This is a genomic window from Alsobacter sp. R-9, assembly GCF_054612375.1.
Genome location: NZ_JBTSWJ010000003.1, coordinates 295997 through 312746 on the forward strand (window position 1 = coordinate 295997; position 16750 = coordinate 312746).

16 protein-coding genes are annotated in these 16750 nt (G+C 64.5%); 8 read left to right on the top strand and 8 right to left on the bottom strand.

Annotated elements, in window-relative coordinates; genetic code table 11:
* Positions 1–19: 19 nt before the first annotated feature.
* From ACX9GQ_RS06890 to rpmH, 5 genes are read right to left on the bottom strand one after another with little or no spacing between them, the layout of a single operon-like run.
* Entirely contained in the window at positions 20–382 is a 363-nt protein-coding gene (locus ACX9GQ_RS06890) for a DUF423 domain-containing protein (RefSeq protein ID WP_459628805.1), read from the bottom strand.
* Positions 382–1041: a ribosome biogenesis GTP-binding protein YihA/YsxC gene (gene yihA, locus ACX9GQ_RS06895; protein WP_459628806.1), complete on the bottom strand. Its 660-nt coding sequence runs from the start codon at positions 1039–1041 to the stop codon at positions 382–384. The genes ACX9GQ_RS06890 and yihA overlap by 1 nt, the downstream gene beginning before the upstream one ends.
* A 37-nt stretch (positions 1042–1078) precedes the next feature.
* Positions 1079–2902 (bottom strand): membrane protein insertase YidC, encoded by a 1824-nt coding sequence (yidC, locus tag ACX9GQ_RS06900; RefSeq protein WP_459628807.1) that lies wholly within the window; start codon positions 2900–2902, stop codon positions 1079–1081.
* A gap of 3 nt (positions 2903–2905) precedes the next feature.
* The gene (gene rnpA / locus ACX9GQ_RS06905; RefSeq protein ID WP_459628808.1) at positions 2906–3331 is read right to left on the bottom strand and encodes a ribonuclease P protein component; all 426 of its coding nucleotides are present in this window, start codon (positions 3329–3331) and stop codon (positions 2906–2908) included.
* 22 nt (positions 3332–3353) lie between these two features.
* Positions 3354–3488, bottom strand: coding sequence for a 50S ribosomal protein L34 (rpmH, locus tag ACX9GQ_RS06910; RefSeq protein WP_006609582.1), 135 nt, complete (start codon positions 3486–3488; stop codon positions 3354–3356).
* Between the two features lie 375 nt (positions 3489–3863).
* Here rpmH and ACX9GQ_RS06915 point away from each other — a divergent pair, with 375 nt between their 5' ends.
* The 5 genes from ACX9GQ_RS06915 (at position 3864) to ACX9GQ_RS06935 (ending at position 9700) form a co-directional block, all read left to right on the top strand.
* Positions 3864–4604, top strand: coding sequence for a TVP38/TMEM64 family protein (locus tag ACX9GQ_RS06915; protein ID WP_459628809.1), 741 nt, complete (start codon positions 3864–3866; stop codon positions 4602–4604).
* A complete protein-coding gene (locus ACX9GQ_RS06920) occupies positions 4601–6028 on the top strand; it encodes a dihydrolipoyl dehydrogenase family protein (protein WP_459628810.1) in 1428 nt (475 codons plus the stop codon). Before ACX9GQ_RS06915 ends, ACX9GQ_RS06920 begins: the two co-directional genes overlap by 4 nt.
* Positions 6029–6033: 5 nt before the next feature.
* Entirely contained in the window at positions 6034–7473 is a 1440-nt protein-coding gene (locus tag ACX9GQ_RS06925) for an ATP-binding protein (RefSeq protein ID WP_459628811.1), read from the top strand.
* A 5-nt stretch (positions 7474–7478) separates the two neighbouring features.
* Positions 7479–8477: a hypothetical protein gene (locus ACX9GQ_RS06930; protein WP_459628812.1), complete on the top strand. Its 999-nt coding sequence runs from the start codon at positions 7479–7481 to the stop codon at positions 8475–8477.
* Between the two features lie 170 nt (positions 8478–8647).
* Positions 8648–9700, top strand: a complete 1053-nt coding sequence (locus ACX9GQ_RS06935) for a linear amide C-N hydrolase (RefSeq protein ID WP_459628813.1) — start codon at positions 8648–8650, stop codon at positions 9698–9700.
* A gap of 313 nt (positions 9701–10013) precedes the next feature.
* On the opposite strand, the gene ACX9GQ_RS06940 is transcribed toward ACX9GQ_RS06935, so the two are convergent.
* Positions 10014–12113 (bottom strand): ATP-binding protein, encoded by a 2100-nt coding sequence (locus ACX9GQ_RS06940; RefSeq protein ID WP_459628627.1) that lies wholly within the window; start codon positions 12111–12113, stop codon positions 10014–10016.
* On the bottom strand, positions 12113–13534 hold the full coding sequence (locus ACX9GQ_RS06945) for an SIR2 family protein (protein ID WP_459628628.1): 1422 nt from the start codon (positions 13532–13534) through the stop codon (positions 12113–12115). Before ACX9GQ_RS06945 ends, ACX9GQ_RS06940 begins: the two co-directional genes overlap by 1 nt.
* A 525-nt stretch (positions 13535–14059) precedes the next feature.
* Between ACX9GQ_RS06945 and ACX9GQ_RS06950 the strand changes: the two genes are divergently transcribed.
* The 3 genes from ACX9GQ_RS06950 to ACX9GQ_RS06960 all read left to right on the top strand — a co-directional run bounded on the left by ACX9GQ_RS06950 (position 14060) and on the right by ACX9GQ_RS06960 (position 15654).
* The gene (locus ACX9GQ_RS06950; protein WP_459628629.1) at positions 14060–14590 is read left to right on the top strand and encodes an antirestriction protein ArdA; all 531 of its coding nucleotides are present in this window, start codon (positions 14060–14062) and stop codon (positions 14588–14590) included.
* A 280-nt stretch (positions 14591–14870) separates the two neighbouring features.
* Entirely contained in the window at positions 14871–15086 is a 216-nt protein-coding gene (locus ACX9GQ_RS06955; RefSeq protein WP_459628630.1) for a transcriptional regulator domain-containing protein, read from the top strand.
* Positions 15087–15144: 58 nt separating this feature from the next.
* Positions 15145–15654, top strand: a complete 510-nt coding sequence (locus ACX9GQ_RS06960; protein WP_459628631.1) for a DUF2285 domain-containing protein — start codon at positions 15145–15147, stop codon at positions 15652–15654.
* Between the two features lie 32 nt (positions 15655–15686).
* Here ACX9GQ_RS06960 and arsB read toward each other — a convergent pair whose 3' ends face one another.
* A complete protein-coding gene (gene arsB / locus ACX9GQ_RS06965; protein ID WP_459628632.1) occupies positions 15687–16742 on the bottom strand; it encodes an ACR3 family arsenite efflux transporter in 1056 nt (351 codons plus the stop codon).
* Positions 16743–16750: the final 8 nt, after the last annotated feature.

Below are 16750 nucleotides of genomic sequence, written 5' to 3' on the forward strand. Positions count from 1 at the left end.
CGGCGCCGTGTCGCCCCGCTCAGCGCGGTCGCAGCAGGGCGGCGACGGCAAGGCCGAGCCAGCCCAGAATCGTCAGTGTTCCGCCCGTCGGAGCCGCCATCGGGAAGGGCCGGACGCCGGCGAACGCGACCAACGACAGCGTCCCGCTGAAGAGCAGCACCCCGACGGACATGCCGCCGCCGGCCACGAGCGCGGCCTTTCGGTGGACCCGTCCGGTTGCCACGAGGGCAGACAGACCGACCAGCGCGGCGGCGTGGACCAGCAGCATCTCCGCGGCGCTTGCGAGCGAAGGGGTGCCGCCATGCGCGGCTGCGGCCGAGAGCGCAACCCCGGAGGCGCCGAAGAGGGCGGCGACCAGGGTCAGCAGGCGTTCGCCCGGCATCACGCGCCGCGCTCGGCGAGGAGCTTCGCCACCGCGGCGCGGAGTTCGGGAACACCGGCGCCGGTCCGGCTGGACGTCAGCAGCACCTCCGGGAAGGCCGCGGGCCGGCGGGCGAGGGCGGCGCGCGTCTCCGCGAGGCGCGGCTCGACCTCGGCCTGATTGAGATCGTCCGCCTTGGTGAGGACGATCTGGTAGGACACCGCCGCCTTGTCGAGGGAGTCGAGCACGGCCAGGTCGTTGGGCTTCAGCCCGTGCCGCGCATCGATCAGCACGAACACCCGTGCGAGACTCGCGCGGCCGCGCAGGTAGTCGTGGATGAGGCCGGTCCACGCCTGGACCTTCGACTTCGCCACCGCGGCATAGCCGTAGCCGGGCATGTCGACGAGCAGGAAGCGATCGCCGATATTGAAGAAGTTCAGCTCCTGCGTGCGGCCGGGAGTATGCGAGGTGCGCGCGAGCGTCTTGCGGCCGGTCAGGGCATTGACGAGGCTCGACTTGCCGACATTGGAGCGTCCGGCGAAGGCGACCTCGACCCCCTTCATGGGCGGCAGGCCGCCGAGGCTTCCGGCGGCCCAGATGAACCCGGCTTCGCCGGCGAAGAGCTTGCGCCCTTCCTCGACGAAGTCACGCCCGGGGCTGTCTTCGCCCGCTCCGCTCACCGCATGGCCTCCGACGGCACAGGGGCCGCGTGTCCGATCAGGCCGGCTTGTCGGCCTTCTTGCCGAACAGGCCGCGCAGGTTGTCCCACAGCTCCACCTTCACGCCCTGCCGCTTCATGATCGCGTACTGCTGCAGCACGGAGAGCAGGTTGTTCCACGACCAGTAGATGACGAGCCCGGCCGGGAAGGAGGCGAGGAGGTAGGTGAAGAACACCGGCATCCAGGTGAACATCGTCTTCTGGATGGGATCCTGCGGCTCCGGGTTCATCTTCATCTGCACGAACATCGTGAAGCCCATGATGATCGGCCACACGCCGATCAGCAGGAAGGCAGGCACGCTCCATGGCAGAAGCCCGAACAGGTTGAAGATCGACGTCGGATCCGGCGCGGCGAGGTCCTTGATCCACCCGAAGAACGGCGCATGCCGCATCTCGATGGTCACGAACAGGACCTTGTAGAGGGCGAAGAACACCGGAATCTGCACGATCACGGGCAGGCAGCCCGCCAGCGGGTTGATCTTCTCCCGCTTGTACAGCTCCATCAGCTCCTGCTGCTGCTTCACCCGGTCGTCGGGATAGAGCTCCTTCAGCCGCTGCATCTCGGGCTGCACGGCCTTCATCTTCGCCATCGAGACGTAGCTCTTGTTGGCGAGCGGGAAGAAGACGAGCTTCACCAGCACCGTGACGATGAGGATCGCCACGCCGAAGTTGCCGACGAGGTGGTAGATGATGTCGAGCAGTTTGAAGAGCGGCTTGGTGATGAAGTAGAACCAGCCCCAGTCGATCATCAGGTCGAAGCGCTTGATGTTTAGGTTCTGCTGGTAGCTGTCGATCAGCCGGACTTCCTTGGCGCCGACGAAAACGCGCGTGGTCGCCGTTGCGGGCGTCGCCGCATCCACCTTCTGCGGGGAGTGCGTAACGACCGTCTGGTAGGTCTTCACCGACCCCGGAGTGCCGGGGATCGTGACGCCGAAGGTGGCGTTGTAGGGCTTCGTCTGGTCGGGGACGAGCGCCGAGGCCCAGTACTTGTCGGTGATGCCTGCGAAGCCGCCGGTGGCGTCCTTGAACTCGCGCGTGCGCTCGGTGGGGGAGCGCGGCGTCTCCTTCTCCATCGCGGCGTAGGTGAGTTCCTGCAGGCCATTGTCGCCGATGACGCCGAGCAGGCCTTCGTGAAGGATGTAGAAGCCGGAGACGTGGGGAGTCCCGACGCGGCGGATGAGGCCGTAGGGGGCGAGCGACGCCTCCGTCCCGGCCTTTGCCTCGACGCTGTCCGTCACCGTCAGCATGTAGTTGGCATCGATCCCGATGCTGCGCTTGAAGGTGAGGCCCTGGCCGTTGTCCCAGGTCAGCGTGACGGGCTCCTTCTCCGTCAGGGTCGTCGCAGACGCCGTCCAGACCGTGTTGGCATCCGGAACGGCGACGTTGCCGGCCGGCAGCCAGCCGAGCCGCGCGAAATAGGCATCCGGGCCGTTGGCCGGCGAGAAGACGATGATGTTCGGGCTCTTGGGGTCGACCGTCTCGCGGTAGTCCTTGAGCGCGATGTCGTCGATGTCGCCACCCTTGAGCGAGATCGACCCGCGCACGCGCGGCGTGTCGATGACGATGCGCTGTGTCGCGGCGATCGCCGCGTCGCGGTTCGGCGCGGTGCGGGAGGCATCCGCGTTGACGGGCGCGCCGGGAGCCGCGGGGGCGGCCGGCGTCGCCGGCGACGGGGTGGTGCCCGTTCCCTGCTGGGCTTGCGTCTGGACCGCCGCTTCCTTGCGGTGCTGGTCTAGCGTCGGCATGCCGAAGAACACGTTCCAGCCGACGAGGACGATCATCGACAGGGCAATGGCGAGGAAAAAGTTCTTGTTGTCCTGCATGGCTCAGTCGGTGGCTGCGGGTGTGGGTCGGCCGGGCTTCGCCTCGCCGCGGGGCCTGTGGACGCCGCGGATCGCGCCGACGATGTCGCCGGTGAGCGTCTGGAACGGGGCCGTCAGGACGTCGCGGCGAGCGACGATGACGTAGTCGAAATACGATGGGCCGGGTGATCCACCAGGATCCCCGGCAATCTGTCGCAGGGCTGCGCGGAGCCGCCGCTTCACGCGGTTGCGCTCCGTGGCGGTGCCGATCTTGCGCGTGACGGTGATGCCGAACCGGGGTCCCGGCAGGTCCCTGTCGCTTCCCCTGCGCTCGATGCCCTGGAGGCTGAACGTCCGCGAGGAGATACGACGACCCTTGGCCGCCGCCACGTATTCCGCGCGCCGTCTCAGCCGTTCAGGCCTCGTCGAGCCGCGCGCGGGATCGCTCATGTCGGCTGGCCGTGTCTCCGCCTCAGGCGGACAGGCGCTTGCGACCGCGGGCGCGACGGGCGGCGAGAACCTTGCGGCCGCCGGTGGTGGCGAGGCGCGCACGGAAGCCGTGGCGGCGCTTGCGCACGAGCTTGCTGGGCTGATAGGTGCGTTTCACGGAACTGGTCTCCGGTCGGCCCGGCCGCCCCGGAGAGGACGTCGGGCCCGTGCTGGGCATCTCTCGAAAAAACAACACCGGCGGTTGGCCCACCGGCGCCTGTCTTCTCACCTTGTTCGATAGCGCTCGAAAGCTGGGCGGCTTATGACGGAAGCCTCCGGGAAAGTCAACGCGCCGGCGCATGCCGGAGTGCCTCGGGCGGTGCTTGTGCCTTGCCTCGGCCGCGCCGAAGGCCCACCTTCTGCGGCGACGGTGCCGAACGCCAGAGGAACCGCGATGCAGCAGGCGGGCCGTCCGGCCCCATCGGATGACAGGCAGGCGGGCCGGCCCCCCCGGTTCCCCCTCCGCAGGGCCGTTCCGCTCCTCGTCCTGGGCGTGCTGTTCGCCGCCGGCCTCGTCCTGTCGCGCCGGTTCGGTTCGGCGGAATGGCTGCTGGCTCACTATGATTCCCTGCGCGCCTCCGTCGCCGCTCATCCCGTGGCCACCATCGCCGGTTACGTGGCCGTCTACACGGCCGCGGTGGCGGTGTCCCTCCCGGGCGCCGCGGCCCTGACGATCGTGGGAGGGCTCCTGTTCGGGTGGCTTGCGGGCGGGTTCGCGGCCATGGTGGGATCCATCGCCGGCGGAACCATTCTCTTCCTCGTGGCCCGGACGACGTTGGGGAACTGGCTCGCAGGGCGGGGCGGACCGCGGTTGCGTGGGCTGATGGCGGGGTTCCGCGAGGACGCGGTCAACTACCTTCTCTTCCTGCGCCTCGTTCCCGTGTTCCCGTTCTGGCTGGTGAACATCGCCGCCGGGATCGTCGGCATCCGGCTGAGGCAGTTCCTTGCCGCAACGGCGATCGGGATCGTTCCCGGCACCTTCGTCTACGCCAGTGCGGGGGCTGCGCTCGATGGCGTCGTCGCGGTCCAGAAGGGGGCCTTCGAGGCCTGCCGCGCGGCCCGGCGGCTCGATTGCGGGTTGGACCTCGCGCCACGCAACATCCTGACGCCGGGCATGCTCGTGGCCCTTGCCGGCCTCGGCCTGCTCGCCATCCTTCCCGTTCTCCTCCGGCGCTGGCGCCGGTCCCGATCCGCGGCGATGCCTGCTGCCCTGCCCCCGGAGACGCTGCCTTGAGCGAGGACCTGCGGCCCGATCTCTGCGTCGTCGGCGCCGGTGCCGCCGGGCTCTCCGTGGCGGTCGTCGCGGCCGGTCTCGGCGTACCCGTCGTGCTCGTCGAGAAGGGCGAGATGGGAGGCGAGTGCCTGAACGTCGGCTGCGTGCCCTCCAAGGCGCTGCTCGCCGCGGCCCACGCGGTGCAGGGGGCCCGGACGACCGGCGTGTTCGGCCTGCCTGCCTCTCGCGCGAAGGTGGATTTCGAGCGCGTGCACCGCCACGTGCATGACGTCATCGCCGCGATTGCGCCCAACGACTCTGCAGAAAGGTACCGGGCGCTCGGCGCGACCGTGATCGAAGGAGAGGCGCGCTTTCTCGACGCCCGGACCCTCGCCGTGGGGGAACGCCGCATTCGCGCCCGCCGCTTCGTCGTCGCCACGGGGTCTCGACCTGCCGTTCCGGACATTCCGGGTCTGGCCGAGGCTCCGTACCTCACCAACGAGACGATCTTCGGTCTCACGAGCCGGCCCGACCATCTCGTGATCCTCGGCGCGGGCCCAGTGGGGCTGGAACTCGGCCAAGCCCATGCGAGGCTAGGCTCGCGCGTGACGATCCTGGAGCCCGGCGCCGCGCTCGGCCGGGTCGACCGCGAGATCACCAGCCACCTGCTCGCCTGCCTCGAGGGCGAGGGGGTCGCGATCCGGGAGGGCGCCGCCGTGTCCCGGGTCGAGGACTGGGCGGGCGGCGTGAGGGTCTTCCTGGGGGACGGGACCGCGGTCGAGGGCACGCATCTCCTCGTCGCGGCCGGCCGCCGCCCCACCACCGACACGCTCGACCTCGACAAGGCCGGCATCCGGCATGACCGCACCGGGATTCTCGTCGACAAGGGGCTGCGCACCTCCAACCGCCGGGTCTACGCCATCGGCGATTGCGCCGGCGGCCCCTTCGCGGGAGACCGCCTGACGCATGTCGCTGCCCACCACGCCGGCCTCGTCATCCGCAGCGCGCTGTTCCGGACTCCGGTCGACGTCAGCAAGGCGGTTGTGCCGCGGGTGGTCTACACGGACCCGGAGGTGGCCACGGTCGGCCTGTCCGAGGACGAGGCCCGGGCCCGCGATGCCCGCGTGCGGACGCTGCGGTTCCCCTTCGCCGAGAACGACCGGGCCCAGGCCGAGCGCCAGACGGTGGGCGAGGTCAAGGCGGTGGTCGACCGCAAGGGTCGCATCCTCGGCGCGGCCATCGTCGGGGCGCGTGCGGGCGAACTCATCGTTCCCTGGACCCTCGCGGTCCAGAAGGGGATGGACGTCGCAGACCTCAGGGACCTGATCGTTCCCTATCCGACGTTCTCGGAGGCCTCGAAGCGGGCGGCCGTCTCCTTCTACGCCAGCGAGGCGCGACGGCCGGCCGTGGGCCGGCTGCTGCGCTTCCTGCGGATCTTCGGCTAGCGGCCATGAAGACGGACGCGCCACCCACCGAGCCGGATGTCGCGCCCGTCCGGCGCGTCCCCGGCCTGTCGGCACGGCTGCTCGTCCTCACCATCCTCTTCGTCATGCTGGCGGAGGTGCTGATCTACGTCCCGTCGATCGCAAACTTCCGCCGAACGTGGCTCAACGACCGGATCGCCGTCGCCCAGATCGCCGCGATGGTCCTCGATGCCTCGCCGACAGGTGCCGTGCCGATCGAACTCGAGCGCAAGCTCGTGGCGCAGGTGGGAGCGGTCAGCGTCGCCATCCGCTCGGGTGGTGCCCGCCGGCTGCTGGCCGTCACCGACATGCCGCCCGCGATCGACCATGACGTCGACATGCGGGCCGCCACGCCATGGAGCCTCGCCGTCGACGCGCTCGAGACCCTCGTCTCGAAGCAGCCGCGCGCCATCCGGGTGGTCGGCCCGGGCACGGACGACGTCGAGTTCGTCGAACTCGTCCTCGACGAGCGGCCCCTGCGCGACGCGATGGTGCGCTATTCGATCAACATCCTGATCCTGTCGCTGATCATCTCCGCGATCACCGCGCTGCTCGTGCTCATCGCGCTGCATCGGCTCATCGTCGCGCCCGTCCGCCGCTTGACGTCGAGCATCATCGAGTTCGGACGGGACCCGGAGAACACGTCGCTGGTGATCACGCCCTCGTCGCGCGGCGACGAGATCGGCCTCGCCGAGCGCGCGCTGTCGACCATGCAGTGGGTGCTCGCCACCGAACTGCGGGAAAAGAAGCACCTCGCCGCGCTGGGACTCGCCGTCAGCAAGATCAGCCACGACCTGCGCAACATCCTGGCATCAGCCCAGCTCTTCTCCGACCGGCTCGCGGCGGTGGGCGACCCCACGGTGCAGCGGCTTGCTCCGCGCATCGTTTCCGCGCTCGACCGCGCGATCGGCCTGTGTCGATCGACGCTCGCCTACGGAAAGGTGGTGGAGCGCCCGCCCCAGAAGCAGACGGTGCTCGTCTCGCCGATGGTGGATGACCTGCGCGACCTGCTGGGGCTCGGCGAGGGGCACCCGGTGACGCTCGTCAACCTGGTGCCGCCCGGGCTCGGCGTGGATGCGGACCCCGAACAACTCTCGCGCGTGCTCCTGAACCTCGGCCGCAACGCCGTTCAGGTGCTGACGGACACCGACGCCGTCGGAGCGAAGGTCATCACCGTCGCCGCGCGCCGGGCCGGGGACACCATCGAGATCGAGGTGTCCGACACCGGGCCCGGCGTTCCCGTGCGGGCGCGCGAGCACCTGTTCGAGGCGTTCCAGTCCTCGACCCGGCCGGGCGGCACGGGCCTCGGCCTCGCCATCGCCGCTGAACTGGTCGCCGCCCACAGCGGGCGGATCGAGTTGCTCGAGACCCCGACGGGAGCGTCGTTCAGGATCACGCTGCCGGGCAGGGTCGTCCGGAGAGCGTAGCGGCCATGGCGTTCCCTGCCATCACCTCGACTGGCATGGTCAACGACAGGCTCCGGACCGATCGGGAAGCCCTGATGGCGGAGGATGCTGTGAGGCTCCAGGTCCTGGTCGGTCGCATCCTGCGGCTGCACTGGGCGGCCTGCGCGAACGGCATGGTCCTGCCGGACGGTCCACCGCCAGCAGAGATCGACTCGCCGCCGGTGCGGCGACTGATGGCCGATCCGCGCATCCGCTACATGAACGGCCGCGACCGCCATGCGCGGTTCTGGCTGCGCGAGCAGGCATACGTGCTGCTGCTCACGGCCCTCGCATTGCGCTCCTCGTGGCTGAACGGATCGCCGCTTCCGGTTGCGCCGCGGGACCTGCCGCGCCTGTGCGGACTGTCGGAGCGCATGGTGCGGAACACGTTGAAGCGCGCCGTCGCCACTGGCGATCTCATTCGGACGAAGCCGGCTGCAGGCACGCGCGGGCTGCTGCTCGACCTGTCACCGGGTGTCGTCGCCGCGATCGAGGCGCGCAATGCCGGTTATCTCTCTGCGGTGGCGGAGGCGATCGTCGAGCCCGTGCCCGAACTGCCACCCGCGGCGAAACCTGCCTTCGAGCGATTGCGCTGTCGGATGCTGCTGACCTCGTATGGGCCGCCGGGCACGCCGCCCGACCCGCTCTTCCTGCGCCGCAGCTTCGCCTACCTTGTGCTCGACGGCTTGCTCGAAGGACCGAAGCACCGGGCCGCTGTGGTGGCAGCAGCGGCCGCACGCACCGGCGTGACCGCCATGACCATCCGAAACACCTTGATGCGCGCCGCGCGTACCGGCTGGATGACGGACGGGGACACTGTCGCGTGCACGCCGCTGGCCCGCGAAAGGGTCGGGCGAATGGCCTCGGCGATGATCACGCGCTGGACGCTGGCGCTCGAGGTGATGGCGCTGCTGGCCCGCAAGCCCGCGCTTGCCACGGAGCTCGACAAGGCCTGCTTCGCCGCGTGGCCGGCCACGTCCGGCTGAACTCACCAGGAAAAAAAAGTGCCGCCCCGCGGCTTTGCTGCTGCGCGGCGCACTCCGCCGGATAACATCCCGGCTCTCAGGACCTTGAGCTGTACAGCGGTCGAGCGCTCGCCGTCGGCCTGACTTGCAAGCTGAAAGGCTGCGAAACTCTGCCAACAGGAAGGTGTTCGATGTCGAAGAACCTCAATCGTGTCCTGGCCGCTGCTCTAGTGGGTCTGCTATCGACCGAGGCTGCCCTGCCGTGCACGCGGGTCCTCTGGGCCTCGCAGGACAACCAGGTGTTGGTGGGTCGGGCGCAGGACTGGACCGAGAAGGCCAACTCGGCGTTTCGGGTCTATCCGCGCGGGATGGACCGGACGGGGGCGGTCGCCGAGAACCCCCACAAGTGGACCTCGAAGTACGGCAGCCTCGTGATTACCGGCTACGACCTCGCCACCCATGAGGGCGTGAACGAGAAAGGGCTGAGCGCGCAGATCCTCTACCTGGCCGGAGAATCCGACTACGGCAAACGGGATCGCAGGCTGGAGGGCATCGGCGTCACCCAGTGGGTGCAATACTTCCTGGACAACTTCGCGACCGTCGCGGAAGCGGTCGAGGCGCAGAAGTCCATCGCTTTCCAGATCGACTCCCTGATCCTGCCGAACGGCTTCCCGACGCTGGTGCATCTGTCGCTCTCGGACAAGTCGGGCGACTCCGCCGTCATCGAGTACATCGCCGGCAAGCCGAAGGTCTATCACGACAGACGGTTCACGGTGATGACCAACGAACCAACCTACGACAAGCAGATCGAGAACCTGAAGCAGTACCGCACCTTCGGCGGGGACAAGCCACTCCCCGGCGAGCGGACGCCCTCGGACCGTTTCGTCCGGGCGGCGTTCTACGCCAATGGACTGCCGAAGCCGGCGAGCCGCGCGGAAGCCGCCGCATTCGTCTTCAGCGTCATCCGGAACGTCTCCGTGCCCTTCGGCTCCGGCGACCCCGACCGACCGAACGTCTCGAGCACGATCTTCCGGACGGTGCAGGACCTGACCGGAGGGCGCTACTACTTCGAGAGCACCTACGCCCCAAATGTGGTCTGGATCGACTACGACAGGCTGGACTACAGCCCGGGGAAGCCGGAACTGGAACTGCAGGTCGAGAAGATGATCTTCTCGCTCAATGGCGAGGTGTCCAGCCTCCTCCAGCCGGCGAAGCCGTTCGTGTTCGGCGTGAACAAGCACTGATGCTTCGATGATCCGACTGACGGGCGATGCCGGGGGCATCGCCCGGGGCACAACAAGGCGCCGCTCCAGCCTGGCTGCGTCATTCCACGATCACCGCTCGACGTGATCGAACTTGCTGCGCCCTGCAATAAGGTCGCGCAACGCTGGAATCCTTACGGATGTTCGACGGGTAGAATGGCGCACCGCGCCGGGTGAAGATGATAACTATGTTTACGCCATAGCCCTCCCAAAATAGTCCTTGAAAATTAGCGTCAACCCTATGAAATCCATCAATATCTTCGGTCAACGCTAACGCGAAACCTGTTGTTGGAAGTCAGAACGGAATTTCATCATCCATCTCGTCATTCCGGGACGTAGCGGTTGAAGCCGGCTGCAATTCCACTGGCTGGGCAGCCGTATCACTGTGCTCAGGCTTGGCCGCTAATCCCCAGTTCTCAACGACATCGATTAAGGGGAAGGCTTCAGTCGTTGCCCAGTCGATGTAGGGTGCTGCCGTTGCACTCCATGGCTCGCGCTTAGGCAACTTGATCTGAACGCGGGCTGGGACGTGCAGCGCGCTACCGAATACAATCGCCTCGCCCGCCGCAAGCACCGTCACCTGATCGAGCAGACGTTGAGCCTGTTTCGGGATGATCCGGCGAAAATGGTCAATGTCATCTGGATTTTGCAAGCGATGCGAAAAGAAGTTGGCGCACTGGCTAATAATGGTAGGGCTGATTTCGCTCGGGCGCTGGCTGGCCACTACCAGGGATAAGCCAAATTTCCGGCCTTCCTTGGCGACCCGTTCAAAAGCGCGACGCGAGAGGGTCTGACCGCGATCCTCGACCTTGCCCGGCGGGCGGGCATAGTTATGCGCCTCTTCCAAAACTAGAACCCATGGATAACGGCTGCGCCGGTCGGGGCGGAGCATTTCGCGTGCTTCGAGCAGCAGACGCCCCAGAATCGCGCACGCGAACGGCAGCACCTCCGAGGCCAGCATCGAGAAATCCAAAACGGAGACGCGCGGACCAGAACACCGACCCACGCCGAGTTTTTCCATCCAAGTCTGAAAGCTGCGGATATCCTGTTGCTCATAGCTGAATAACGATTGCCAACGCCGATCATCGAGACGAGTCCGCAAACGTAGTTTCAGCGTGGTGAGATACTGGTCGATCTTCTTGCCGCTCTCCTGATCGGTCGCGCGATCAACAAGGCGTGGGTCGCGAAACTCCGCTGCCGCGACGAAGCGCGGCGAGTCAGCCGATTTGGCAAAGTTGACCCCTTCATTCTGGCGCGCCGAAATGCTTTCCAGCATGGAGGTGCGGATCGTCGCCAGGCCGTCTCTTACCTGCCTGTCATTTATAATTTTCCGCCATTGATCCGTACCCGACCATGTAATTGAATTGCGGAACGCATTCCAATCAGCACCCGTCGCATACTGCTCAGCGTGATTGATGAAGATGTCGAATGATCCGCTAGCGGGCGAGCGAGGATCGTCCATCCAGGATAGCGCAGAGTCGATCTTGCCGATAGCAACCTGCAATGGGTCATATAGGCTTCCGTCGTCGGCAGCAGCCTTGGCAATCGCCCACCAGTCTTTCAGGACAGGTTCTTGCGTCGCTTCAGATGCCTGAAGCCACTCGCAAATTTCCTCGCCATTCATCAGCCAAACTGGAAGGCAAAACTCCGTGCCGTTGAGGTAAATCCGATTCGGCTCGCGCTGATACGTTGCCTTCTCTGTGGGCAGAAAAGCGTTAGCGTATTCTCCGTTGATATCTAGAATAAAGATGTGAGGATCGGCCTTTGCCTCGGCTCCGAATCCCTCGTGCTCGATGATGCCTCGGATAAGGCTCGCCACCGTGTACGACTTGCCGGAGCCTGTATTGCCCACCACCGCAAGCGGCCGAGAAAAAAGGTCGTTGAAGGACGCCTTAACCTTCGTGTTCTCGTCGCCGGTCTGGTGGCCAATCTCCAGCGCATAGTCGAACGGCTTGCCGTCCCAAAGATAAGGGCGGTTTCGCTGCGGTGGACTTGCAAAGATACCTGAGAGGATATCCGGGTCGGCCACCTCCGCTGGCGTGTCCAAAGTGGGCAGGACTGTGATGCCACTGTCAAACTTCCAAAGGCTTTTCCCAAGGTGCCTGACAGTTCCGAGAAGCTGGACCGAGGCGATCCGGCGCGGCTTCATCAGTTCCAACGAAAGCTCATCGTCCCGCATCGGATCAAAGCTTTCCCGCGCCTCAAGATCGCTGAGAATTCCAATAGCATGCGATCCTGCTCCCAGATCAAAGGTCAGAAACGCATTGATGGCGACGGCGCGCTGAACGCCATCCGGGGTGGCTCGGGAGGACGACTTAGAATCAGGCGACAACTCAACCTTGAGCCGGAACCCGTTGACGGCGACCACATGGCCGATAACGCGGGGCTGTTCCATCAGACGGCCGCCGCCGGCTCGCCCGAAGGCCGATCCTCAACCTTGCGAAGCTGATCCTCGAAGTTGCGCAGGCGTTTGTAGTCATCCAGCCATTTGACATCGGGCATGACGTTTTGGGCAAAATCGGCGAAAGTAGCCACCTCGAAGGAGCAGCCTGCACCTTCGCCCGCCCGCTCAGTCAGCACAAATGCGCGCTGCCCAAGGCTCTGATAGCGGCGAACCCGCTGGACGATGGCGCTGGTGGGGTTCGGCTCCACCACCAGCATTACCAGCGACGGATTCATCAGCGCCGTCTCAATGATTCGTGTGATGTGATCGTCGCCAAAGCCGTATCCCAGAACCATCAAGAAAGTTTGCGGCTGATTTAGCCGAGCATGAAGGAGCCGGAATAGGTGCGCGTAAGGCATGTCCAGCGTCCGGGCGAATTTCTGGGAGGTAGGGAGAATTCCAAACGAGCTGATTGATTCGAAATTCGGGGAGACAAGTTGTTCGGCCTTTTTCGCTGCGTCGGCCGCCCGATACGATGCGGCAAATCCGAGGTCACGGTGACGAGCACGCATGATCCCACTTGCGTCAGCCTGCCAGTGAATTGAGCCATGCAACTTGTAGAATTGAAGGAATTTGTCGAAACGGCGAACACGGCCTTCCGCGACATCACCGGGATAATAGATATCAAGGCCATAGACCGCCGGATCGAAGCGTGCGTTTGTCTTGCCAGAGAACCCATCAAAATATTGGATTCCTAGTTCCTCCATGGCCTGCTCAAACAGGGTGTCATAGTTCAGGGTAAAGAGATGCGTCCGCCCGAGATTTGTGTCGCGCGCCGCAAGCTTGGCCAGAAATGGGATATGGCCCGATGTCTGCTTACCATCCGGCTCGGAAAGCTCGCGGCGATCAATCTCAAGAGCGCATTCCGCGAAGATTGCACGCTCGATTAGCGCCCGCAGCGTTTCCATGGTGGCCGCATCGGGATTAGCATCAGAGTCCTTCCCGTCAGCGTACTTGCCTTTCCAGCTTACCGCGCGGATCGGGGACTTTTCCGGCTGGGAAAGTTCCGCAGCATTGAACAGGTAGCTCAGCCACTCCTCAAAACCTACCGGCCCCTGCTTCGGCTCAGCCGGCCATAGGGATATGCGGTTCCTAATGATGGCTGCTGCGTCCGTTGCCAGCGCGCATCGCTGAACAGCTTCGAGAACTTGGCACTCAAGGTTGGTCGCTCGCCCGCCGGCCATCAGGCGGCCGCCCGCGCTGAATGACGTGCCGGCGGCAGTCAGCACCACCACGTTTTCCATGCGAAGCCAGTCCGCTAGGAGCGCCTGCATCCGGCGCAACCCATCGTCCGGCGATTTGCTCGCAAGAAGATCATCGCTTTCGCCGGCTGAGACTGGCGAAAGCAGCTTATATTTGCAAAGCTCCGTCAATTACCTTTCCCCCAACTTTGGCAGGTTCATCAACCTTCTTTTTTTATTCCGCGTCTCTACATTTGCCCCGGAAGATACAGCGTTCTTACGAACATAGTCCCGCATGAACTCCCGCAAGAGCTGCGACGCAGGGCGATCCTGAATCTTGCAAGCTGCGAGGAATTCATCTCGCAGCTCGCGATCCAGTCTGATCCGCATGCCAACATCTTTCTTCATAACTCGATAGTGTAGCCGATGGATACACATCCGCCCAGCGGCATTCGTGCCGTCGTGGCAGGAGCCTTTTAGTTCTTATTTTCATTGGCTTGGGTCGGGTGAGCTAAGGGCGCTGCCCTCGCGCGGCGCAAGAAAACTCTCCGACCTTTCGCGGCATAAACGGCTTCCTCCCCGTAAACGGGTGCCCCTCCATTTATTCCACGGTGCCAAAGAGTTGTCTGGCACCTTACTACCCCGGTCTCGCCGACGGGCAAGGGTTCAGGAGCGGCGCTTCGCTGCTCTGAACCCCAAACCCGAAGGAACAGAGACATGACCAGCGCAACCGACAGCAAGCCCCGCATCTATGTCGCCTGCCTTGCCGCCTACAATAACGGTTATCTGCATGGGGCGTGGATTGAAGCGGATCAGGACGCCGACGAGATCAGGGACGAGATTGCGGCGATGCTCGCACGATCCCCCATTGAGGACGCAGAGGAATATGCCATCCATGATTATGATGGTTTCGAGGGCGTCACCATTAACGAGTATGCCGGCATCGAGAGCGTGGCACGAATGGGCGCTTTCATCGCCGAGCATGGCGCGCTAGGCGCGGGTTTGCTGGAGCAGTTCGTCGGCGACATCGACCAGGCCGAAACTGCCTTGCAGGATTGCTATCATGGTCAGTTCGCCAGCCTCGCCGATTTCATGGAGGAGCTGACCACCGAAAGCGGCGTCACAATCCCCGAAGCCTTGCGCTATTACGTTGATTGGGAGGCAATGGCGCGGGACGCTGAAATGAGCGGCGAGTTCTTCACGGTGGAGACAGCACGCGATGAGGTGCATGTCTTTTCCAGCAGGTAGGGACTAGGACGCTTTTCCGGCATTCGTCGGCAGAGCGGTTTGTTGAACGATGTGCAAATGTGCCGGCCGGCTCACGTATTACTACGCGCATCTGGAGCGATTGAGAAAAATCCGCCGACTAGCGGAATCACGCAATCATTGTTAAGAAGAAAATTAACTATAAACGTCCAATCCGTCCGAACAACGTTTCGGATAAATCTGACTATTTCCCGCAGCAACAGTTTCAGAAACTCTCTATCCGGGCGTTGTCTCGCGCGCTCGTGAGTAGAGAGAGTGCGCCATGCTTCGCATTGATTGGCGTGCGCCCGCGTCTTACGGGCACGCAAAAGCTATTCCTCCCGCCGGCTTCGCTTGGGAGTATCTTCGTCGCCATGACGATTATCATCGCGACTTTGAGACAATCGCCAGCATGAAGGAACCGGCCGCGACCCAACTGGACGCATTCACGCAGCGATGGGGTTTGCGATTTCCCATGCGATCCCGAAACCCCGTCTGATCGACAATCCCTGTTCTGGATTCCAAGCCTACAGCCACACGCGGTTCTCTTGTCTCCGATGCAACCTCGCGAAGGGGTGACCGAACCCATTGTGACGCTGGCGCATCTGTCCGGCCTCGACCTGCGACACGCGGCGGACGGATGGCATGGCATCTGGCATGTCGATGGCGTCACGCATCAATTCTGGCTGCCCCAGGCCGTGCCCGACGCAGCCGCCTTCTATGCCGTATCCCTTCCGATGGATTCCTACATGGAGCTTCGCGCCCATGCTGCGCGCCGCCTCTGGCGATCCCTGAATGGGCGAGCGCCAGGTGCAGACTTCCGCACCATGCCCGCGCAGCTTCGCCGGTTTCATATCTTGTCCCTGCGTGCGCTCGACGCTCGCTTGCGGGGCGAAAGCTATCGCACCATCGCGGAAGTGCTGCTCGGCTTTCGCGGAACCAAGGAAGATTGGGAAGTCGATCCCCGGAAGAATCAGGCCCGGCGATTGGTCGCGCACGGCCTGAAAATGATGCGGGGCGGCTATCGGCTGTTGCTGCACTATCCAATTAGGCACAACAGCGGTTGATTTTCGGACGCTTGAGCCTGGACCATGCTGGATCAGTGTTCCGCCTCGACGGGAGCGGCGCGTCGGCCGTCGCGCTCATACCAGCCTTTCGAGCGGTTCACGATCCAAACGACCGAGAGCATCACCGGCACCTCAATCAGCACGCCGACCACGGTTGCGAGCGCGGCCCCGGAGTGGAAGCCGAACAGGCTTATGGCGGCGGCAACCGCCAACTCGAAGAAGTTGGATGCGCCGATCAGCGCCGAGGGACCAGCAACGCAATGCTGTTCGCCGAAGGCCCGGTTGAGCAAATAGGCCAGCCCCGCGTTGAAATAGACTTGAATCAGGATCGGCACCGCCAACAGGGCAATGACGAGCGGTTGCGCGATGATTTGTTCGCCCTGAAAGCCGAATAGCAGCACCAGCGTCGCCAGCAGGGCGACCAACGACAGCGGCCCGAGCCTCGCCAGCAACGCGGCGAGCGCCGGAGCGACGCCCCTCGCAAGGAGCCGTCGCCGGACGATCTGCGCGACGATCACCGGAATGACGATGTAGAGCACAACCGAGAGGACTAGCGTTCCCCACGGCACGGTGATGGCGGACAGACCAAGCAGCAAGCCGACAATCGGAGCGAAGGCCACCACCATGATGGCGTCGTTGAGTGCAACCTGACTCAACGTGAAATGCGGCTCGCCTTTGGTCAGATTAGACCAGACGAACACCATTGCGGTGCAGGGTGCGGCGGCGAGGATGATGAGGCCGGCGATATAGCTGTCGATCTGCTCGGCCGGCAGATAGGGCCGGAACCACCAGCCGATGAACAGCCAGCCGAGCAGCGCCATCGAAAAGGGCTTGATCGCCCAATTGATGAATAGCGTCACGCCGATTCCGCGCCAGTGCCGGCCGACTTCCCCGAGGGCGGCGAAGTCGATCTTGAGCAGCATGGGAACGACCATGAGCCAGATCAGCACCGCGACCGGCAGATTGACCTTGGCGATTTCCAGCCCGCCGACAGCGTGGAACACGTTGAGGAACCAATGTCCGAGGGCGATGCCGACGACGATGCACAGCGCCACCCAAAGGGTGAGATAGCGTTCAAAGGTGGACATGGATCATC